This window comes from Streptomyces sp. NBC_01244, assembly GCF_035987325.1.
Taxonomy (GTDB): domain Bacteria; phylum Actinomycetota; class Actinomycetes; order Streptomycetales; family Streptomycetaceae; genus Streptomyces.
Genome location: NZ_CP108488.1, coordinates 7,880,005 through 7,901,084, shown reverse-complemented (window position 1 = coordinate 7,901,084; position 21,080 = coordinate 7,880,005). Strand labels below are relative to the sequence as shown.

Genomic DNA, 21,080 nt, shown 5'->3' with positions numbered 1-21,080 from the left:
AGGGGTATGCCGCGCCGGGTGTGGCCCAGGCCACGCATGGGCATAGGAGGATCCTCCGGATAGGCTCATGGGTGGCGCGACTGCACTGTTCGATAGCAAGGGATTAGCAAGGTGACGGACGGAGCAGTAACTGAGACCGCGCGCGTGCTCATCGCCGCGGACAAATTCAAGGGCTCGCTCACGGCCGTTCAGGTCGCGGAGCGGGTGACGGCCGGCCTTCGCAAGGCCGTACCGGGCGTGGAGATCGAGACCCTCCCCGTCGCGGACGGCGGCGACGGTACGGTCGCGGCCGCCGTGGCGGCCGGTTTCGAACGCCGGGAGGTACGGGTCACCGGACCGCTCGGCGACCAGGTCACGGCCGCTTTCGCGCTGCGCGAGGGCACCGCGGTGGTCGAGATGGCGGAGGCCTCCGGGCTCCAGCTGCTGCCGGCGGGTGTCTTCGCCCCGCTGACGGCGACCACCTACGGCTCCGGCGAACTGCTGAAGGCCGCACTCGACGCGGGAGCGCGCTCGATCGTCTTCGGTGTGGGCGGCAGCGCCACCACCGACGGCGGTGCGGGCATGCTGGCCGCACTGGGCGCGGTGTTCCTGGATGCGAACGGTGAACCGGTCGGTCCGGGCGGCGGCGCACTGGCAGGGCTGGCCTCGGCCGACCTGTCGGGCATCGACCCCCGGGTCAAGGAGATCGACTTCGTCCTGGCGAGCGACGTGGACAACCCTCTGACGGGTCCGAAGGGCGCTCCGGCGGTCTACGGCCCGCAGAAGGGGGCGTCGCCCGAGGACGTGGCGACGCTCGACGCGGCGCTCGCGCACTTCGCGGTGGTCCTGGAGAAGTCGATCGGCTCCCTGGCCGCCGAGGCTGCGGTTTCGCCCGGCGCGGGCGGAGCGGGCGGCATCGGCTACGGGGCGCTGCTGCTCGGCGCCTCGTTCCGTCCCGGCATCGAGCTGATGCTCGAGGTGCTCGGCTTCGCGCCGGCGCTGGAGCGGGCCACGCTGGTCATCACCGGCGAGGGTTCGCTGGACGAGCAGACCCTCCACGGCAAGGCTCCGGCCGGTGTCGCGGCGGCGGCTCGTGCGGCGGGCAAGCCCGTCGTCGCGGTCTGCGGCCGCCTGCTGCTGACGCAGGAGGCCCTCCAGGCCGCCGGCATCCAGCGGGCCTACCCGCTCACGGACCTCGAGCCGGACCCGGCGGTGAGCATCCCGAACGCGGGGCCGCTGCTGGAGCGGGTGGCGGAGAGCATCGCGGCCGACGTCCTCTGACGGCGTCCGCCCTCACCACCGACGGCCCGGATCCCCTGACGGGGGGTCCGGGCCGTCGGCGTGTGCGGGGGCCCGCGACGCGGTCGGGCCGAGGCGGCCGGGGACTGCCGGGGACGGCCTAGGGCTCCGGGGACTGCCGGGGGCTGCCGGGGACTGCCGGGCCAGGGCCTGGGGGGATGTCCCCTACCCGCCCTTCGCCCGTTCCCCGCGCGCTGCCCGGACCCGCCCTGGGGCTCCGCCCAGACCCCGGTCCTCAGACCCCGGTCCTCAGACGCCGGACGGGCTGGGGTTGCGGCGGGCCGCCGTGAGGAGCTGGGCGGTGGTGACGATCCGGGCGAAGCCGCCGCCCTGGAGGTTGACCGCGGTGGCGGTGGCGAGCTGGTCGGCCGTCAGCCGGGGTGCGTCCGGGCCGGGTTCCGCGGCCAGGTCGAAGGTGTGCGTGGCGTCGAGCGGCACGAGGACCTCGTAGCCCAGGTTCCCGGCCATCCGGGCCGTGGTCTCGACGCACATGTTCGTCTGGATGCCGGCGACGACGAGCTGTCCGACGCCCTGGGCCGTGAGCCAGTCGGCGAGGTCCGGGGTGCCGTAGAAGGAGGAGTTGACGGATTTCGTGACGTGCAGGGCCGCCCCGCCGGCCCGCTCGGCGACGAAGTCCTTGAAGGCGTACCCGGGCCGGTCCGGCGAGAGGACCGAGCCCGCGGTGCGGGAAGCGTGCTGCACGAGCACGACCGGGCGGCCGGTCTCCTGCCAGGCGTCCATCAGCGCGGCGATGTTCTCCTCGGCGGCCGGGTTGTTGCGCGGGCCCCAGAACTCGGGGTCGTCGAAGCCCTGTTGGACATCGATGACCAACAGGGCACTGTTCGCGGCGATCTCGATGCCGATCCCGGTCGCGGTCGTGGTCTCGGTCGTCATCGCGGTCGTGGCGGTGGTCTCGGTCGTGGTCGCGCTCTCGTTCGTCATGGCCTCATCCTGGGCGCTCCCTCCCCCTCGAACCAGTACCACCCGGCCCACGAACCGATGGGATCCTGCCAGCGTGGCAGTCCGGGTCCCGCGAGGTCAGAATTCGGGCTCCGCCCCAGGTCGGGGGCGTCTCGACGGCATCTTCCGGGGGCTCGACCCTCCCCTTCAGCCGGGCCTGCGTGGCAGACTCTCGGCCATGCACCGCGTCGCGATCGTCGCCCAGCCCGGCATCCGCGCTTTCGACCTGGCCGTCATCACCGAGGTCTGGGGACCCGACCGCGGCCATCTCGGGGTGCCGGGCTTCGAGCTGCGGCGGTGCGCCCTCGACGCGGGCCCGATCCCGCTTCCCGGCGGGCTGACCCTGACTCCCGACCGTGGGCTCGACTGGCTCACCCGTGCCGACCTCGTCGTGGTCCCCGCGCTGGAGCGGCCCGGCGACCGGACGCCCGAGGCGGTCCTGGCCGCCCTGCGGGACGTCCACGCCCGGGGCATCCCGGTGGCCGCCCTGTGCGCCGGCGCCTTCATCCTCGCCGAGGCAGGGCTGCTGGCGGGCCGCCGGGCCGTGACCCACTGGTCCCTGGCCCCGGCGCTGGCCGGCCGGTACCCCGCCGTGCGCGTCGAGGAGGCCCCGCTCTACGTCGGGGACGACGGGCTGTGGACCTCCGCCGGGGTCGCCTCCGGAATCGACCTCTGCCTGCACCTGGTCCGCGAGGCCCACGGCTCCGAGGCGGCCGCCGCCATCGCCCGCTCGATGGTGACCGGCCCCTTCCGCACCGGCGAGCACGCCCAGTACCTGGACCGCCCGACCCCGGTCGCCGACCGGACCGCCGAGGCCCTGGCACTCGTACGGGAGCGGGCGCTCGGGCGGCTGCACGAGGCGCTGGACGTGGCCACCCTGGCCCGGTGGGCCGGGATGTCGCCGCGTTCCTTCGCCCGGCACTTCGCCGCCGCCACCGGCACCACCCCGCACAAATGGCTCCTGGGCCACCGTCTGGACGAAGCCCGAAAACTGCTGGAGCGCACCGATCATCCGGTCACCGAGGTGGCCCGGCGGGCCGGATTCGCCAGCGAGGTCACCTTCCGCCAGCACTTCGTCTCGTACGTCGGCACGAGCCCCCGGGCGTACCGTGCGGCCGCTACCTCACCAGGGCCCCCAGGGCCTCCCCCAAACCCCGTCGACAGTGTTAGAAATGGCTCATGACCGGACGTTTTGGGCTAGCCAGGGGCTCCGAGGGAGCGCCCGAGGACAGGCCCCCGCCCGAGGACGGGTCCCCACCCGGAACCGGGACCGGACGCTCCCGGCTGTTCGCGCACCTCTCGCTCGGCGCCCGCAGCGTCGCCGGCCAGGTCTTCGCCCTCCAGGCCGTCCTCGTGCTGGTGCTGATCACGGCCGCCGCCACGGCCCTGTTCTTCCAGGCCCGGTACGACAGCCAGCGCGACGCCCGTAACCGCTCCCTCGCCGCCGCCGAGGCCTTCGCACACGCCCCCGGCCTCCCGGCGGCCCTGGAATCCCCCGACCCCACCGCCGTGCTCCAGCCGCTGGCCGAGGGCGCCCGCCGGGCCTCGGGCGTCGATTTCATCGCCGTCATGACCACCGACGGGATCCGGTACACCGACTCCCGCCCCGAGCTGATCGGACAGCGCGCCACCGGCGACCTTTCGCGCGCCGCGGCCGGTCAGGCCTTCACCGAGACGTTCGAGGGGAAGCCGAGCGACGTGGTCCGCGCCGTGGTCCCCGTACGGGACTCCGCGGGCGCGGTGGTCGGCCTCGTCGCCACCGGCATCGAGGTCGAGAACGTCGGCGACGGGGTCGAGGGCCAGCTGCCCCTGCTCCTCGGCGCGGCGACCGGCGCCCTGCTCCTCGGCACCGGCGGCGCGGCCCTCGTCAGCCGCCGGCTGCGGCGCCAGACCCGGGGCCTCGGCGAGGCCGAGATGACCCGGATGAACGAACACCACGAAGCGGTTCTGCACGCCGTCCGCGAGGGCGTCCTGATCATCGACGCCGAGGGCCGGCTGCTGCTCGCCAACGACGAGGCCCGCCGCCTCCTGGACCTGCCCGCCGACGCCGAGCAGCGGCACGTGGCCGAGCTCGGTCTCGATCCGCCCACGGCCGCCCTGCTCGCCTCGGGGCGGGCCGCCACCGACGAGGTGCACCGGGCGGGCGACCGGCTCCTCGCCGTGAACGTGCGCCCGACCAAGCCCCGCGGGGGCCGCCCGTCCGGCACCGTGACCACCCTGCGCGACTCCACCGAGCTCGCCGCGCTCTCCGGCCGGGCCGCTGTCGCCCGCGACCGCCTCCAGCTGCTCTACGACGCCGGCGTGCGCATCGGGACCACCCTGGACGTGGTGCGCACCGCCGAGGAGCTCTCCGAGGTCGCCGTCCCGCGGTTCGCGGACTTCGTCACCGTCGAGCTGCTGGAACCGGTGCTGCGCGGCGAGGAGCCCGGCGGCGGGGCGCACACCGAGATGCGCCGGGCCGCCATCAGCGGGATCCGCGCCGACTCCCCGCTCCAGCCGGTGGGCGACGTCATCCGCTTCGTGGTGGCGACCGCCCCGATGTCGGCGGCCCTGGACGCCGGGCGGGCGGTCCTCGCGGCCGATCTGCACATGGCCTTCGGCTGGCGGGCCCAGGACCACGACGGCACCCGGGTGGCCCTGGACTACGGGCTGCACTCGCTGATCTCCGTACCGCTCCAGGCCCGCGGGGTGGTCCTCGGCATGGCCAACTTCTGGCGGGCCGACACCCCCGAGCCCTTCGACGAGGAGGACCTGTCCTTCGCCGAGGAGCTGGCTGCGCGGGCCGCGGTCTCCATCGACAACGCCCGTCGCTTCACCCGCGAGCACGCGGTGGCGGTGACCCTCCAGCGCAGCCTGCTGCCGCGGGTGCTGCCCGATCTGAGCGCCGTGCACGTCGCCTTCCGGTACCTGCCCGCGAAGGCGGGGGTGGGCGGGGACTGGTTCGACGTGATCCCGCTCGCCGGGGCCCGGGTCGCGCTGGTCGTCGGCGACGTGGTGGGGCACGGGGTGCACGCCGCCGCCACCATGGGCCGACTGCGGACCGCCGTGCACAATTTCTCCACGCTCGACATGCCGCCGGACGAGCTGCTGGGCCACCTCGACGAGCTGATCGACCGGATCGACCAGGACGAGTCCTCGGCCGACGAGGGGTCCGGGGAGGGCGAGTCCTCCGGCGTCACCGGCGCCACCTGCCTCTACGCGGTGTACGACCCGGTGTCCGGACACTGCGCCATGGCCAGCGCCGGCCACCCCGGCCCGGCGCTCGTCGGGCCCGACGGGGAGGTGGAGTACCCCGAGCTGCCGATCGGGCTGCCGCTGGGCGTCGGCGGGATGCCCTTCGAGGCCGTGGAGCTGCAGCTGCCCGAGGCGAGCCGGCTCGTGCTGTTCACCGACGGGCTGCTGGAGGACCGCGACCGGGACTTCGACACCGGCCTCGACATGCTGACCCAGGCGCTGTCCCGGCCTGACCGCAGCCCCGATCAGGCCTGCTCCGACGTACTGGCCGCGCTGCTGTTCCCGTCGCCGAGCGATGACATCGCCCTGTTGATCGCCGACACCCGGCGGCTCCCGGCCGAGCGGATCGCGGAGTGGGAGGTGTTCCCGGACCCCTCGGACGTGTCCCGGGTGCGCCGCGCGGGCTCCGCGCAGCTCTCCGCGTGGGGTCTGGGGGACGTCACCTTCACCGCCGAGCTCATCCTCAGCGAGCTGATCACCAATGCCATCCGCTACGGGACCGCGCCGATCCGGGTCCGGCTGCTCCGCGACCGCACCCTGATCTGCGAGATCTCCGACGGCAGCAGCACCTCACCGCACCTGCGCTACGCGGCCACGACCGACGAGGGCGGGCGCGGCCTCTTCCTCGTCGCCCAGTACGCGGAGCGCTGGGGCACCCGCTACACGGACCGCGGCAAGGTGATCTGGGCGGAGCTCCCCCTGACGGGCGCCGCGGAGCCGGAGCCGCCGGCCGTGGTGGACCTGGAGGCCCTGGAGGACCTGGCCTGGTAGCGGACGGCGCCCGGGCCGTGGCCGCCGCCGGCTCAGAGCCGGGCGGCCAGCCGGGCCTTGGCCTCCGGCCATTCGGTGGCCAGCAGGGAGAAGTACACGCTGTCGCGCCAGGTGCCGTCCGGGCGCCGGCGGTGGCGGCGCAGGACGCCTTCGCGCTGGGCTCCGAGGCGGGCGATCGCGGCCTGGGAGCGGGTGTTGAGGTGGTCCGTCTTGAGCTGGACCCGGCCCATGCCGAGGTCTTCGAAGGCGTGGGTGAGCAGGAGCAGCTTGGACTCGGTGTTGACGGCACTGCGCCAGTAGGCGCGCCCGTACCAGGTCCAGCCGATCTCCAGGCGTTCGTCGGGCGCGCTGATGTCCAGGTACGTGGTCCAGCCGACGGCCCGGCCGCTTTCGAGGTGGATGACGGCGAAGGGGACGTACTCGCCGCGCTCCGCCGCCTCCAGCACGGCGTCGAGCTTGGCGCCCAGCTCCTCCTGCGTCCGCGGCGCGGGGCCGCCCTGCCAGCGCCACACCTCCTCGTCTCCGCCCCCGGCCGCGTACAGGTCGGGGAGGTGGCTCCGGGTGAGCGGCTCCAGGCGGACGTGGCGGCCGGTGAGCGTGGTGGGGGACGGCGACTTGGCCGACGTGGAAGGCGTGGAAGGCGTGGAAGGCGTGGAAGACATGGCAGAGACGTTAACCGCTCATTGCGCTAGATACAAAGCATTTTTGCGCTAGTGCGTTCACAGGGTCCGGGCCAGCAGTACCGCCACGTCGTCCTGCGGGGCCTCCGGGAGGAGGCGCGCCAGGATGGTGTCGCACAGGGCCTCGAGCGGCTCCCCCGCGCCCCTCAGGGCGCCGGCCAGACCTGCCATCCCCTCGTCCAGGTCCCGGTCCCGGGACTCGATGAGGCCGTCCGTGTAGAGCACGAGCAGGCTGCCCGGCTCGAGCCGGACCTCCTCCGTGCGGAACTCCCGGCCGCCCGTGCCGAGCGGGGTTCCCGGCGGGCCGTCCAGGAAGGTCACGGCCCCGGCGGCCGTGACCACGGCCGGCGGCGGATGGCCGGCGCGGGCGATGACGCACGCGCCGGTCGCCGGGTCGTGGACGGCGTAGACGCACGTGGCCATCTCGTCCTCGCCGAGGTCGGCCACCACCGCGTCCAGCGAGCGGAGCATCTCCTCCGGGGTCACCTGATGCCGCGCCAGGGTCCGTACGGCGGTGCGCAGTTGACCCATGACCGCGGCCGCGTGGATGCCGTGGCCCATCACGTCGCCGATCACCAGGCCGGTCCGGCCGTCCGGCAGCTCGATCACGTCGAACCAGTCGCCGCCGACGTCGTGGTCGCTGGCCGGCAGGTAGCGGCCGGTCAGCTCCAGGCCGGCGACCTCGGGCAGCGCGTTGTTGGTGAGGCTGCGCTGCAGGGTCAGGGCCGCCGCGCGCTGGGTGGTGTACATCCGGGCGTTGTCGATGTTCAGGGCCGCCCGGGCCACCACCTCGTCGATCAGCACGCAGTCCTCGTGGTCGAAGACCTCGCGCCCGCGCACCCGGGTCACCACGACCACCCCGAGCACCCGGCCGCGTGCCACCAGCGGGACCATGCGGGCGCAGCCGAGGGTGGCCAGGTACGCGCGCAGCGCTCCCGCGCGCGGATCCTTGATCAGGGCCGGGATGTCGGCGGTGAAGAGGTTCATCGCCACGCCCTCGGTGATGACCTGCTCGTAGGCGGTGCCCGCCGGGATCTGGAAGGTCTGCCCTGCGGTCAGTTTGGAGGTGGGCGCTCCCGGGTCCGGGAAGAGGGAGGCCAGGCGGCGCAGCACGCCCCGCGTGGAGGCCCCGGCCTCGTCGGGGTCCAGTACGGCCTCCAGGAGCTGTACGTCGGCCGAGTCCGCGAGCCGCGGTACCAGCACCTCCACGATCTCCTGGGCCGTCTGGCCGAGGTCCAACGTGGTGCCGATGCGGGTGCCGGCCTCGGCGAGCAGGGCGAAGCGGCTGCGCGCCCGATCCGCCTCCGCCTGGGCGCGCTGTCCGTCGGTGATGTCGATGAGGGAGGCGATCAGGCCGAGCCGCCGCCCGGATCCGTCCAGCAGCGGGGCGTAGGAGCAGGACCAGGTCCGGTCGTGGTCGGGGTCGGCGGGGGTGCGGCCGGTACGGCGGACGTCCACGACGGCGGAGCCGCATTCCAGCACCTTGCGCATGAGCCGTTCGAGCGCGGCGGCGTTCACCCCGGGCACGACCTCGGTGAGCCGTTTGCCGACGTGCTCGGCGGCGGACACCCCGTTCATCCGGGCGAGGGCGTCGTTGACGCGCAGGAAGCGCAGGTCGGTGCCGAGGGTGCCGAGTCCGATGGGCGACTGGGTGAACAGGCTCTGCAGGGCGGCGAGCGAATCGCGCATCCGCAGGACCTCGGTGGTCTCCACTGCGATGAGCATGGAACCGGTGCGCCCCCGCGGATCGGGGGAGGGCAGGATCCACATCTCCATCGCGACCTGGTGTCCGTCGCGGTGGCGCACGGGCAGGGTGCCGACGACGGTCTCCCCGGCCTGGACCCGTCGGGTCAGCTGGTCGGCCAGCTCGTGGTTGGCGTCGGGGACGAGCACGTCGGAGCCCGGCCGGCCGAGGATGTCCTCGGGGCGGTGCCCGAGCAGGTCCTGGGCGGCCAGCGACCACTCGACGACGAGCCCGTCGGCGTCCTCCCGCCACAGGGCGATCGGCAGCAGCTCGCTCAGTACGCCCGCGTACCCGACAGCAGCCACCGGCTGGTCCGGTACCTCGCTCGTCTCCTGGTACGTGTCCAATGCGCCGACCTCACCCCAGGGGGCCTGATTCCTACCGATTCACACTATCCGAGCCTTCGCTGACCGGCGCTGTGTCGCGCCGGATTCCGGCTTCGGGTGGAGCCAGGGCAGGATCAAGGTGACCCACAGCAGGACGGCGTACAGGATCAGGGCACCCCACCAGCCGCCCAGCGGGCCCCGCTGGAACTGGACCAGGCCGGCGAGGGCCCCCGCGAACAGGGCGGACCCGAGGGCCGGCCCCCACCGCTCGGAGCCGGTGAAGAGCAGCGCGGCGGCGGCCAGTGCGAACAGCGCGCCGACCAGCAGGGTGCGCTCCCAGCCGTCGGCGCCGGGCGGGCCGGGCAGGTGGGCGCGCGGCAGCCACAGGCCGACGACCGGCGGGACGGGCAGCAGGACCAGCATCAGGAGCACGCGCAGGGGCCTGCCCGGGACCCTGGAGCGGAGCAGGGCCGCCAGGGCGGCCATCGCGAAGAGGCAGAGCGGGACGTGCCCGGGCAGCGAGGACCAGTGCCCGGTGCCGAAGGCGACGCCCGTCCACATCAGGGCGGCCGCCACCAGGGCCGGTACGGGGGCGAACAGGGCGACCACGGGCAGCAGGCAGAGCAGCGGCTTCAGCGCGGACAGCACGGCGCGCGGCAGCCGGGCCGCGAACCGTCCGGAGGGCTGGAGCGCGGGCCAGGCGATGAGCCCGGTGCGCACGACCGCACGGCACGGGTCGGGGGCCGTCAGGAGCCGGTCGACCCGGCGGCGACCTCCCCGAGCGCGTCGAGCCCCTTCTTCAGGGCACCGGGGGCGTCGAGGTCGGGCTCCAGGAACGACTGCGCCCGCGGGATGTCGCGCGGGCGGTTCCCGGAGGTGGGGCCTTCCCGGTGCAGGGCGGTCAGCAGGGGCAGTTCCTCGTCGAGGATCTCGCGCTGGCGGACGGCGGTCAGTACGTAGCGCACCCGGCCCCAGGGGCACATCCGCGGCCTGAGCCGCAGGGAGTCGGCCCACAGCACGGCGAAGCGGGGGCAGGGGCCCAGCCGGGCGACCCGTTCCCTGAGGTCGGGGAGGCCGGTGAAGCCGCCGAAGGCGTGTTCGAGGCGTTCGTCGGTGGCGGCGACGGAGACGAGCGAGGCGGCCGTGTCGAGGCGGCCCCAGATCCAGTCGGAGAGGCGCCGGCGGACGCTGAGGAAGGCGGCGAAGTTCCCTAGATGGTTGCCGCTGAGCTTGCCGTGGACCGTGTCCTGCGGGGTGCGGAGCGGGCCCATGACCCGGTCGGCGGCCCAGCTGTCGTTGGCCGCGGAGACCGTGTGGAAGGAGATGTCGGTGGCCTCGGACTGCGGGTCCGGGCGCAGCGGGCCGAGGATCACCTCGGCGTCGGTGAGCGCGGCGCGCATCTCGTCGGCGCCGAGGAGCGCGGCCTCCCCGAGGGCCTGGAAGCCGGCCGGGGCCGGTACCAGGGCCGTCCCGATGGTGCGGCCGAGGCGGGAGATCCGGTCCAGGAGCTCCTGGTAGGGGCCGGGGTCCGCGCCCATCCCGGCTCCGGTCCCGGTGGCCGGCGCGGGCTGGGGTTCCTCGGTGACCCGGGCGGCCAGGTCCCGGGCCCAGCGGTACCAGACCTCCGCCGGCTCCCCGTCGGCCGGAACCTCCGGTATCGCGGTGCGCAGCCGGGCCGTGGCGAGGGCGTGGGGTCCGAGCGGACCCGGCGGGTCGCCGGGCACCCGGCCGCCTTCGAGGGCCTCGGCGTAGGCGGTGAGCAGGAGCCGGTCCCGGGCGGCGGTCAGGGTGGAGACGGCGAAGCGGTACGCGTAGAGGAGCTCCCGGCGCGCGGCGATGGCGGATCGGTGTTCGTCCCGCGTGTCGTCGTCCTCGTAGGCCACCACCCAGTCCATGAGCAGCCGGACCGCGCGGGCCAGGGCCAGCGGTGAGGAGTACGGGGTGGGCGCGAGGTCCGGGGCCGCCTCGCGGAGCCGGGCGAAGAGCGCCGGGGCCCGGCCGCCGGACCGGTCCAGCTGCGCCAGCGGGCCGGGTCCGCAGGGCACCGGGAGCGGATCGGGGCCGGTCACTCCGGCCGGGTCCGACAGCAGCCGGACGAGCCGCTCGGCCCCCCGGCCAGGCCGACGGCCGGGGGGCCGGGCGGCGCAGCAGGTCCTCGAGGTCGCCGAGGCGCAGCCAGACGTCGCGGACCCCGTGGTCGAAGGGCATGCCGTACACGAGGTGGCAGGCGAGCAGGACCCCGTTGAGGCCGCCCGCGCTGGTGCCCGAGAGGACGTCGATGTCGACGGTGCGGTAGCCGCCGGTGTCGAGCAGGGTCCGGTAGACGTCCGGGCCCCGGGCCCGGGTTCCGGGCGCGTTGGGGGCGGCTTCCCGTAGCTTCGCCACCTCGCAGCACGCGCCGCCCATCCAGACGGCGAGGCTGACCCCGCCCCGCATGGCGAGGGCCAGCCGCAGTTCCGTACCGCGGGGCCCCGGCCGGGTACCGGTCATACCTCCAGCTTGGCCCCGGACCGGGCGGCCCGCAGCCGGGCTGCTACTCCCAGTCGTCCCAGGGCGGGTCGATGTCCTCGTCCTCCGGACCGAAGAGCGACTCCTCCCCCCGCGGGGCCGGATTCGCCTGGGCGGGCACGGCGGCCGGGGCTGCGGGGGGCACCGTCCGAGCGGCCGCGGCCGGAGCGGCCGCGGCGGCCCGGGTGACCGCCGCCGGGATGACCGCCGCCGGGGCGGCTCCGCTCTCCGCCGCCGCGGCCCCCGCGCCCGGCTCGGGCTGCGCGCCGCCCAGGGTCTTCAGGATGCCCTCGGCGTACTTGGCGAGCTTCGCCTCGCCGACTCCGCTGATCGTGCCGAGCTCCGCGACCGTGGCGGGCAGCTGCGTCGCGATCTCCCGCAGCGTGGCGTCGTGGAAGACGACGTACGCCGGCACGCCCTGCTCCCGCGCGGTCTCGGCGCGCCACGCCCGGAGGGACTCGAACACCGGCACGGCGGCCGCCGGCAGGTCGACCGGTACCCGGCCGCCCTTCCCGGAGCGCGATCCGCCGGACTCCTTGCGGGACGAACCGGCCGCCGGCGCCTTCTCCTTGCGCATCGGAACGCTCCGGCGGCCGCCCAGCACCTCGCCGCTGGCCTCGGTCAGCACCAGCGTGCCGTAGTCGCCCTCCACCGCCAGCAGTCCCAGTGCCAGCAACTGCCGGACGACCCCGCGCCATTCGTTCGTGCCCAGGTCCGCGCCGATGCCGAACACCGAGAGCCCGTCGTGGTCGAACTGGATGACCTTGGCCGTCTTCTTGCCCTGCAGGATGTCGATGATCTGGCCGGCGCCGAACTTCTGGCGCCGTTCCTTGGCCAGCCGCCACACGGTGGACAGCAGTTTCTGCGCCGCGACCGTCCCGTCCCAGGACTCGGCCGGCGTCAGGCAGGTGTCGCAGTTCCCGCAGTCCGGCGCACCGGTCTGCCCGAAGTACGCCAGCAGCCGGACCCGGCGGCAGCCGACCGTCTCGCACAGCGCGAGCATCGCCTCCAGGTGTCCGGCCAGCGCACGGCGGTGCGCTTCGTCGCCCTCGGAGCCCTCGATCATCTTGCGCTGCTGCACCACGTCCTGGAGCCCGTACGCCAGCCAGGCCGTGGCGGGCTCCCCGTCGCGGCCGGCGCGGCCGGTCTCCTGGTAGTAGCCCTCGACCGATTTGGGCAGGTCCAGGTGGGCCACGAAGCGCACGTCCGGCTTGTCGATGCCCATGCCGAACGCGATCGTGGCCACCACCACGACCCCGTCCTCCCGCAGGAACTTCGACTGGTTCGCCGCGCGCGTCCGGGAGTCCATGCCCGCGTGGTAGGGCACGGCGTCGATGCCCTGCTCGACCAGGGCGGCCGCCGTCTTCTCCACCGAGGCCCGCGAGAGGCAGTAGACGACCCCGGCGTCGCCGGGGTGCTCGGTGCGGATCAGTTCCAGCAGCTGCTTGACCGGGTTGTTCTTCGCCACGATCCGGTACTGGATGTTCGGCCGGTCGAAGCCGGCCACGAAGTGGCGGGCCTCCTCCAGGCCGAGGCGCGCCGCGATCTCGGCGTGCGTGGCCTCGGTGGCCGTCGCGGTCAGCGCGATCCGCGGCACCTTGGGCCAGCGCTCGTGCAGCATGGACAGCGCGAGGTAGTCGGGGCGGAAGTCGTGGCCCCACTGGGCGACGCAGTGCGCCTCGTCGATGGCGAAGAGGGAGACCGTGCCCCGGTCGAGGAGCCGCTGCGTCCCCTCGGTGCGCAGCCGCTCGGGCGCCAGGTAGAGCAGGTCGAGCTCGCCCGCGAGGAAGGCCTGCTCGACGGCGCGGCGGTCGTCGGAGAGCTGCGTCGAATTGAGGAACCCGGCCCGTACCCCGAGCGCGTTGAGGGCGTCCACCTGGTCCTGCATGAGGGCGATCAGCGGTGAGATCACCACTCCGGTGCCCGCTCTGACCAGTGCCGGGATCTGGTAGCAGAGCGATTTGCCACCGCCGGTGGGCATGAGCACCAGCGCGTCGCCGCCACCGGCCACGTGCTCGATGATCTGCTGCTGCTCGCCGCGGAACGAGTCGTACCCGAAGACGCGGTGGAGCACCTGCTGGGCGTCGGGGATCTCGACGGCTGCTTCCGAAGGGGTCATCCCAGAAGCCTAGCGACCTCCTCGGACACATCCGCCCGGATCCCCTCGACCCTGTGGATATCCGGGAGGGACCTCACGGTCCGGCACGCGGCGGCGCGGCCGGGCGCCTCGGCGGCCCGACCGGTGACACAGTGGAAGATCTCCGGTTTCCCAGGCCTCCGAGAGGAACACGCGATGTGGCAGCCCGACGGGTGGGACGTGCGCGTCCGCCTCGGCGTCCTCACCCCGCACGCCGATGTCGGCCCCGAGTCCGAGCTGCGCGCCATGGCTCCGGCCGACGTGGGCCTGCACGCCGCCCGGGTGCCGTTCCGCGCGATGGGGCGCGGCGGCGCGATGGACCCCACCATTCCGCTCGCCCCCGTACGGGCCTTCGCCGAGTCCCCGCACGTGGACGAGGCCGCCGAGCTGCTGGCCGCCGCCCCGGTGTCGGTGATCGCCTACGCCTTCACCAGCTCCGCCTACGTCATCGGCCCGCGCGGGGAGGGGTACATGCTGGACCGGCTGCGCGGGCGCACCCACGGGCTGCCCGTGGTCGCCACCTGCGCCGCCACCGTCGAGGCGCTGCGGGCGCTGGGGGCAGGCCGGCTCGCCCTGGTGGATCCGCCGTGGTTCGACGAGACGCTGAGCGACCTGGGCCGCGGGTACTACGAGGACGCGGGCTTCGAGGTCCCGTACGCCGCCCCCTGCGGCCTCCCCAGCGGGCAGACCCTCATCGGGCCGCGGGCCCTGCACGACTGGGTGGCCTCGCACGTCCCCGACACCGCGGACGCGGTCGTGATCGGCGGCAACGGCTTTCGCGCCGTCGGGGCGATCGAGGCCCTGGAGGCCACCCTGGGCCGCCCGGTCCTCACCGCGAACCAGACGCTCCTCTGGGCGGCCCTGCGCGCGGCGGCCACCCCGACCACCCCCGTCACGGCCTACGGCCGGCTGTTCTCGACGGCCTGAAGGCCTCCGGCGCCTCCCCGGCCACCTGCGCGCCGGGCGCCGAGCCGAAATATGATGGGCCCGGGTCTTTCGCTCAGCGGAAGCAGAGGCACATGGACGTACTCCGGAGCGGTCCGTGACCCCGCGCCGGCCTCCCCGGCCCGCCAGCGCGGATCTGCTGAGCATGCTGGGCCGGCTCACCGCCCAGGCGCGGGAGGGCGCGGAGCTGCAGCAGGCCCGGGTGGAGCTGGCCGAGGCCCTGCAGCGCGAGTTGCTGCCCGCCTCCCTGCCCGTGCTGCCGGGGCTGAGGACCGCGGCCCGGTACGCGCCCGCCCGGCGCGGCCTGGACATCGGCGGTGACTGGTACGACGGCTTCCGGGTGGCGGGCGGGGCCCTCGCCTTCTCCATCGGCGACGTGCAGGGGCACGATGTGGCGGCCACCGCCTTCATGGGGCAGGTCCGGGTGTGCCTGCGCGCCGTGGGCGCCGTCGTCCTCGACCCCGGCGAGGTGCTGAGCCAGGCCAATGACGTGCTGCTCTCGATGGACAGCGAGCTGTTCGCGACCTGCAGTCTGCTCCGCTTCGATCCGCGTACGTGGGAGCTCCAGACGGCCCGGGCCGGCCACGTCCCCACCGTCTGGGCCACCGCCGACGGCCGGTACGGCATCGCCGAGGACGCCGGCGGTCCGCCGCTGGGCACGGTCTCCGGGGCCCGGTACCCGGTGACCCGCCGGAGGCTGACGGAGGCGGGCTCCATCGTCCTGGTCACCGACGGGGTGGTCGAGGGGCCGTCGTTCCCGATCGACGTGGGCCTGGAGCGGGTGGCGCGGATCGTGGGGGAGGCGGCGGGGGCCGATCCCGACGAGCTGGCCGCCGAGGTGATGAAGGTGGCCGATTTCACCGGCCACGCCGACGACGCCGCGGTGCTCGTCCTCAGCCACGACGCGTCCGGACCACGCTGACCCTCCCCCGGCAACCGGCCACCCGTCCACGCGTGTCACGCCCTGCCGAGGCGCCCGGGCCGTTGTCTGATGCAGAGGTGCGCACCGTGGAATGGCGACGTCCGGCCGAAGCCCTCCTTCGGATCCTCGGGGTCGCCGTCGCCTACTACGCGACCGGTCGGCTCGGCCTGCTGCTGCACGTGAGCGTCGGCGGGGCAGTCGTCACACCCCTCTGGCTGCCCACCGGGATCGCCCTCGCCTGTCTGCTGTGGTTCGGGCCCCGGATCTGGCCGGGGCTCGCGCTGGGGACCTATCTCGCCATCGAGCGGATCAGTACGTTCGACCTCGTCGATCTCGGCATCGTCGCGGGCAACACCCTCGCTCCGCTGGGCGCCTACGCGCTGCTGCGCCGGGTGGGCTTCCGCCCCGAACTGGACCGGCTGCGGGACGGGCTGGCGCTGGTCTTCCTCGGTGGCCTGGTGCCGATGCTGATCAGCTCCACCACCGGGACCTGGACGCTGGTGCTCACCGGTGACCTCCCGCTGCCGAGCTTCTGGCCGGTGTGGTCGGCCTGGTGGGCCGGCGACACGATGGGCGTCCTCCTGGTGACCCCGCTGCTGCTGGTCCTGCACCGGGCCCGGCTGCCCCGGGACCCGTACCGGGCGGCCGAGGCGGCGGCTCTGGCGGTCACGGTCGGCGCCGTCACCCTCACGGCCACGCGCAGCTCCCTGTCCCTGCTCTTCCTCGTCTTCCCCCTGCTCATCTGGGCCGCGGTGCGCTTCCGGCTCCCCGGCAGCGCACCGTGCGCCCTGCTCGTGTCCGTCATCGCGATCACGGCGGCGACCGACCGCGCCGGACCGTTCGCCGGTCACACCCTCTTCGAGGTCATGGTCAACCTCCAGGCGCTCAACGGAGCGGCCGCACTGACCGCGCTGCTGCTGGCGGCCCTCGTCACCGAGCAGGACAACGTCCGCCTGAAGATCGAGGAGGTCTGCGAGGACCTGGCCGACGTGGTGGCCCGCCTGGCCCCGCCGAAGGAGTGACCGGCAGCACCGGACGACGCGGGCCCGGCCTGATCGACCCCCTAGTGCTGTGACCGCACTAGGCCGGCAGGACCGACCGGCGTGCGTCCGCCGGGTCGAGGACCGCCGCGATGCCGCGGGCGAGGCAGGGGATCCGGTGCGCCGGGATTCCCGCGATGTTGATCCGCCCCGAGGTGGTGCCGTAGATGGCGTGCTGTCGACGCAGCCGGAGCATCTGGTGCGGCGTGAGCGGCAGCATGGAGAACATCCCCTTCTGCCGTGCGAGCGACCGCGCCTGTTCCGTACGGCCCAGCGCGCTCAAGTGGGCTGTCAGATCGGCCCGGTTGGCCATGATGCGGTCCCGCATGACGTCCAGTTCCGCCCGCCAGGCGGCCCGTAGGCCCTCGTCCTCCAGGATCGTGGTCACGACGGCCGCGCCGTGCTCGGGCGGCATCGAGTACAGGGTCCGGGCCGCGTTCTGCAAGGCCGTCTCGGCGTGCCGCACGGCCCGGCCCGTGGCGCCGAGCACGATCGCGCAGCCGACGCGGTCGCTGTAGAGGCCGAAGTTCTTGGAGCAGCTGACGGCGATCAGCATTTCCGGCACGCGCGCCGCCAGCATCCGCGTGGCCAGCAGGTCGGCCTCCAGGCCGTCGCCGAGCCCGTGATAGGCGAGGTCGACGAAGGGCACCCAGCCGCCGCGGACGGCCGACTCGGCCAGCGCCTCCCAGTCCTCGAGGAGGGGGTCCACGCCCGTGGGGTTGTGGCAGCAGCCCTGGAGCAGGACGACGTCGTCCCGGCGGGCCTCGCGCAGTTCCCGCAGCACACCGGCCGTGTCGAAGCCGCCCTCGGCGTCGCGCCAGCCGTACGGGCGGACCTTCAGCCCGGCGGCCTCCAGGATGGGCCGGTGGTTGACGTAGGCCGGATCGCTGACCCACACCGTGGTGCCCGGGCGGGTGCGCCAGATCAGATCGGCCAGCAGTCGCAGTGCGCCGGAGCCCGCGACGGTCTGCACGGCCGCGGCCCGGTCGCCCGGTCCGCCCGGGCCGGCGCCCAGGACCAGGTCGAGCAGGGAGCGGTTGAAGGCGGCGTTGCCGGAGAGCCCGCGGTACTCCTTGGACTCCGAGCGCTCTGCCAGGCGTATCTCGGCCTCGCGCACGGCGGCCATGACGGGCGTGGTTCCCGTCTGGTCCCGGTAGACGCCGAGGACGAGGTTCAGCCGTTCGGGCCGGTCGTCGGAGCCGAACTCGTAGGTCAGGTCCCACAGCGGGTCGGTGGGCGGCGGCGGGAGGAGCTCAAGCATCTGCGGGAACCTCGGGTCGTGGGCGGCGGTTGGCGAGGACGACGCCGGCGGTGATGAGGGGGACGCCGATGAGCACGGCGGGGGTCGGGGACTCACCGAGCAGGGGGACGGCGAGCAGGACGACGGCGACGGGGCTGAGGCTGCCGACGACGGAGCTGCGTTCGGCGCCCAGCCTGCGGATGGCGAAGGCGTACAGCAGGCCCGCGCACAGCCCGACTCCGAGTCCCTGCACGACGAGGAACAGCAGGATGTCGCTGCCCGCGGCGTGCGCGATGCCGGTCGGGAGCACCCCGGTCAGGACCAGGATTCCGATCACCGCGAAGGAGGGCAGGCACAGCAGTCCGATCGATCCGACGGGATCGAGGTCCACCTCGCGCAGTCCCACCGTGTAGAGGGCCCACAGCCCGCTGGCCACCAGGAGCGTGCCGGTCCCCGCGAGGACGTCCGTGTCCACCGGAACGACGTAGCGCCAGACGAGGGCGGCCACACCGGACGCGATCAGCGCGAGCCCGGCCGCCTGGGTTCCCCGGGGAACCCCGTGTCCGCGGCGGACCATGACGGCGGAGACGAACAGCGGGACCATCCCGGGGACGATCGAGCCGACGAAGGCCGCGGACGTGAGCGCGCCGCCGTGCATGGCCGCCAGGAAGAAGGGCACCCCCGCACCGCAGATGATCTTGAGTGCGACGCCCGGCCGCACCGCGGCGATGCGGCGACGGCGTCGCCACAGGGCGGGGAGCAGGACGAGGAGGGGGACGCCGAACCGCAGCAGGGCCGCGTCGGCGGGCAGGAGGGAGGAGGCGCTCAGCGCGCGGGCACTGAGCGCGAAGGCCGCCCAGATGGCCACGGTCAGCAGGAGTGCCAGCATGCCCTCGGCTTGCGGGGAGAGCCCGAACCTGCCGGGGTGTCCGGCCTTCGGGCCCGCCGCGTCGGGAGGCGCGGTCGCCGGGGTGGTGTTCGTCGCGACCAAGGAAATTGCTCCAGCCTCTGAGAGCGGACCGGTCCGGCCCGTTCCAGGGCAACGCTAGGGCTTGGGGCGGGGCAGTCGATTGCCAGTTCTGCCTCTCAGACATACGTTTGGGGCAGAATCTGCCAAGGAGTGGCCATGGACTCAGTCGATCTGCAGATCATCAGGGAATTGCAGGCCGACGGGCGCCTGTCCAACCAGGATCTAGCCGACCGCGTCCGGCTCTCCCCGTCGCCCTGTCTGCGCCGGGTTCGGCGCCTGGAGGAAGCGGGCCTCATCCGCGGCTACACCGCCATGGTCGACCAGGTCGCCTTCGGACTCCCGGTCACCGTGTTCGTCCGGATCCGCCTCGAACGCCACACGGCGGAGGCGGTGAGGCTGTTCGAAGAGCACGTCGCGGTCATCGAGCACATCCAGGACTGCTACCTGATGGCGGGGAGCAGCGACTACCTGCTGCGCGTCGTCATCGAAGACCTCGAAGCCTACGAAGCCCTGGTGCGCCACCGGATCCACGCCATTCCCGGCATCGCCTCGATCGAGTCGAGCTTCGCGTACGGCAGCGTCAAGCAGTCCAGGACCTACCCGCGGCCCACCCCGGGCGCCTCGAGGCGATCACCGTCCCCCTGAGCCGGCCACGGCGGCGAGGTGGAGGGCGACCTGTGAGGGGTGGGTGAGCTGGGGGTAGTGCCCGGCCCCCTCGATCTCGGCCACCGGGTGGCGGACGGCCTCGACCAGCGGATCGGCCGAACCCACGATGATCCGGACCGGGACGCTCACCCGGTCCAGCAGCGCCCGCGACCGCCCGCGTCCGGCGACGTCCGTACGCACGGCGGCGACCACGCGGCGGGCCACGCCGCGACGGCGCAGGTCCGCCGCGGCGCTCCGCACCTCCGCCCCCTCGGGGACGCCGAGCGTCCGGGCCAGCCGCGCGGCGGGCATGCGGCGCATGATCGGCGCGGCCAGGCCCGAGCGGGCGAGCCGGGCGGCGGGTGCCTGCAGGAACGCCGGGGAGATGAGCACGAGGCCGCTGATGCGGTCCGGATGATCGACGGCGAAACGCAGCGCGGGTCCGCAGGCCAGGGAGTGCGCGACCAGCACGGGCCGGGTCCGTACCGGGCTCAGCAGGTCGGCCAGCCACGCGTCCACCGGCCGGGTCGTGGCGGCCGAGCGGCCCAGGCCCGGCAGGTCGGGTGCCAGGACGGGGCCGGGGAGATGGCCGGCGAGGGGTGCCCAGAGGTCGGCGTTCATCGGGAGTCCGTGCAGCAGGACGTGGTCGGGGCGGCGCCGCTCCCCGCTCACCCAGGTACGACTGCCCGCCACGTCGGAGAAGCCGTACGGGCTCAGCCAGGGCTCCGCGGCACCGAAGCGGGAGGCCACCAGGTCGTCGGCCCACGTGCGCAGGACGTCTGCGACCGGGGGCATCTCCAGACCGGCGCTCGCGGCGAAGGCGCGGGCGGAGGCGGTCGGGTAGCGGTCGGGCGACAGGAACGCCAGCGTCTCGGGATCGGCGCCGGTCAGCTTGCGCGGCAGGCGCCGCAGCAGACCGGCGGGAACGGTCCGCCGAGGTGCCCGTACGCCGGTGTGGCCGGCGAGGGCGGCGATCAGTTCGGGCAGGAGCGGAGTGCTGTCGTCGAGCACCCAGTAGTGCTCCCCCGCGGGCGATGCGGGGACCTCCGCGAGGAACCGTACGAAGTAGTCGATCGTGGTGACCGGCAGGAAGGTGTCGGGGCCGCCGGGCAGGACGGGAAGCCGGCCGTTCCACAGGTCCTCGACGAGGGCGGCCAGACCGATGTACTGGCCCGGCCCGATGACCGTGCTGGGGTTCGCGATGGTCAGCGGGACCTCCAGCTCACCGGCCCGGGCGCGCACCGCGAGATCACCCTCGGCCTTCGACGCCTCGTACGCTCCCAGCCCGGCGTAGTCGGGTTGCCCCCCGGACCCGCTCACCCGGTACCCGCTGATGTGCACCAGCCGCCGCAGTCGGGGCAGTCCGGCGGCCCATTCGAGCACGTTGAGCGCCCCGGTGACGTTGGTCGCCCGCGCCTCCGGCACGCCGAGGCCGAAGGCGAAGCGGCCGGCTGCGTTGTAGACGTCGCGCACCTCGGGCAGCCCTGAGAGCGGTCGCGTGATGTCGGCGGTGACGATCTCCAGCCCGCCGGTGTCAACGCCCTGGGAGGTCAGCCAGGGGGTGAGGGTGTCGTTGCGTACGGCCGCCGCCACCCGCTGCCCCCGGGTGAGCAGCTCGGCGACGAGCGAGCGGCCGATGAAGCCGGTCGCACCGAAGACGATCGCGTCCATGAAAGCTCC

The 21,080-nt window shown here is 74.1% G+C and carries 16 protein-coding genes; 7 read left to right on the top strand and 9 right to left on the bottom strand.

The window, feature by feature from the left end:
- Positions 1-111 precede the first annotated feature (111 nt).
- Positions 112-1,260 (top strand): glycerate kinase, encoded by a 1,149-nt coding sequence (locus tag OG247_RS35145; RefSeq protein ID WP_327256001.1) that lies wholly within the window; start codon positions 112-114, stop codon positions 1,258-1,260.
- A 267-nt stretch (positions 1,261-1,527) separates the two neighbouring features.
- On the opposite strand, the gene OG247_RS35140 is transcribed toward OG247_RS35145, so the two are convergent.
- Entirely contained in the window at positions 1,528-2,172 is a 645-nt protein-coding gene (locus OG247_RS35140; RefSeq protein WP_327257743.1) for a cysteine hydrolase family protein, read from the bottom strand.
- Between the two features lie 244 nt (positions 2,173-2,416).
- Between OG247_RS35140 and OG247_RS35135 the strand changes: the two genes are divergently transcribed.
- Positions 2,417-3,421 carry a GlxA family transcriptional regulator gene (locus tag OG247_RS35135; RefSeq protein ID WP_327256000.1) on the top strand — a complete coding sequence of 335 codons (1,005 nt, stop codon included), beginning with the start codon at positions 2,417-2,419 and terminating at the stop codon, positions 3,419-3,421.
- On the top strand, positions 3,418-6,243 hold the full coding sequence (locus OG247_RS35130; protein ID WP_327255999.1) for a SpoIIE family protein phosphatase: 2,826 nt from the start codon (positions 3,418-3,420) through the stop codon (positions 6,241-6,243). Before OG247_RS35135 ends, OG247_RS35130 begins: the two co-directional genes overlap by 4 nt.
- A 32-nt stretch (positions 6,244-6,275) precedes the next feature.
- Here OG247_RS35130 and OG247_RS35125 read toward each other — a convergent pair whose 3' ends face one another.
- The 5 genes from OG247_RS35125 to recQ all read right to left on the bottom strand — a co-directional run bounded on the left by OG247_RS35125 (position 6,276) and on the right by recQ (position 13,620).
- Positions 6,276-6,905 (bottom strand): GNAT family N-acetyltransferase, encoded by a 630-nt coding sequence (locus OG247_RS35125; RefSeq protein ID WP_327255998.1) that lies wholly within the window; start codon positions 6,903-6,905, stop codon positions 6,276-6,278.
- Between the two features lie 57 nt (positions 6,906-6,962).
- Positions 6,963-9,014, bottom strand: a complete 2,052-nt coding sequence (locus OG247_RS35120; RefSeq protein WP_327255997.1) for a SpoIIE family protein phosphatase — start codon at positions 9,012-9,014, stop codon at positions 6,963-6,965.
- A gap of 39 nt (positions 9,015-9,053) precedes the next feature.
- Complete coding sequence (locus OG247_RS35115) at positions 9,054-9,713, bottom strand: hypothetical protein (protein WP_327255996.1); 660 nt, start codon at positions 9,711-9,713, stop codon at positions 9,054-9,056.
- A 26-nt stretch (positions 9,714-9,739) separates the two neighbouring features.
- Positions 9,740-11,062 carry a DUF3376 domain-containing protein gene (locus OG247_RS35110; RefSeq protein ID WP_327255995.1) on the bottom strand — a complete coding sequence of 441 codons (1,323 nt, stop codon included), beginning with the start codon at positions 11,060-11,062 and terminating at the stop codon, positions 9,740-9,742.
- 464 nt (positions 11,063-11,526) lie between these two features.
- Entirely contained in the window at positions 11,527-13,620 is a 2,094-nt protein-coding gene (gene recQ / locus OG247_RS35105; RefSeq protein ID WP_327255994.1) for a DNA helicase RecQ, read from the bottom strand.
- A gap of 174 nt (positions 13,621-13,794) precedes the next feature.
- On the opposite strand from recQ, the gene OG247_RS35100 reads away from it, so the two are divergent.
- The 3 genes from OG247_RS35100 to OG247_RS35090 all read left to right on the top strand — a co-directional run bounded on the left by OG247_RS35100 (position 13,795) and on the right by OG247_RS35090 (position 16,527).
- A complete protein-coding gene (locus tag OG247_RS35100; RefSeq protein ID WP_327255993.1) occupies positions 13,795-14,565 on the top strand; it encodes a maleate cis-trans isomerase family protein in 771 nt (256 codons plus the stop codon).
- Between the two features lie 115 nt (positions 14,566-14,680).
- Positions 14,681-15,505: a PP2C family protein-serine/threonine phosphatase gene (locus OG247_RS35095; protein WP_327255992.1), complete on the top strand. Its 825-nt coding sequence runs from the start codon at positions 14,681-14,683 to the stop codon at positions 15,503-15,505.
- 77 nt (positions 15,506-15,582) lie between these two features.
- On the top strand, positions 15,583-16,527 hold the full coding sequence (locus OG247_RS35090; RefSeq protein ID WP_327257742.1) for an MASE1 domain-containing protein: 945 nt from the start codon (positions 15,583-15,585) through the stop codon (positions 16,525-16,527).
- A 58-nt stretch (positions 16,528-16,585) separates the two neighbouring features.
- Here OG247_RS35090 and OG247_RS35085 read toward each other — a convergent pair whose 3' ends face one another.
- Positions 16,586-17,806, bottom strand: a complete 1,221-nt coding sequence (locus OG247_RS35085; protein WP_327255991.1) for an amino acid aminotransferase — start codon at positions 17,804-17,806, stop codon at positions 16,586-16,588.
- On the bottom strand, positions 17,799-18,776 hold the full coding sequence (locus OG247_RS35080; RefSeq protein WP_327255990.1) for a DMT family transporter: 978 nt from the start codon (positions 18,774-18,776) through the stop codon (positions 17,799-17,801). Before OG247_RS35080 ends, OG247_RS35085 begins: the two co-directional genes overlap by 8 nt.
- Before the next feature lie 135 nt (positions 18,777-18,911).
- Here OG247_RS35080 and OG247_RS35075 point away from each other — a divergent pair, with 135 nt between their 5' ends.
- Entirely contained in the window at positions 18,912-19,400 is a 489-nt protein-coding gene (locus OG247_RS35075; protein WP_327255989.1) for an Lrp/AsnC family transcriptional regulator, read from the top strand.
- Here OG247_RS35075 and OG247_RS35070 read toward each other — a convergent pair.
- Positions 19,386-21,071 (bottom strand): alpha/beta fold hydrolase, encoded by a 1,686-nt coding sequence (locus OG247_RS35070; RefSeq protein ID WP_327255988.1) that lies wholly within the window; start codon positions 21,069-21,071, stop codon positions 19,386-19,388. The genes OG247_RS35075 and OG247_RS35070 overlap by 15 nt on opposite strands.
- Positions 21,072-21,080: the final 9 nt, after the last annotated feature.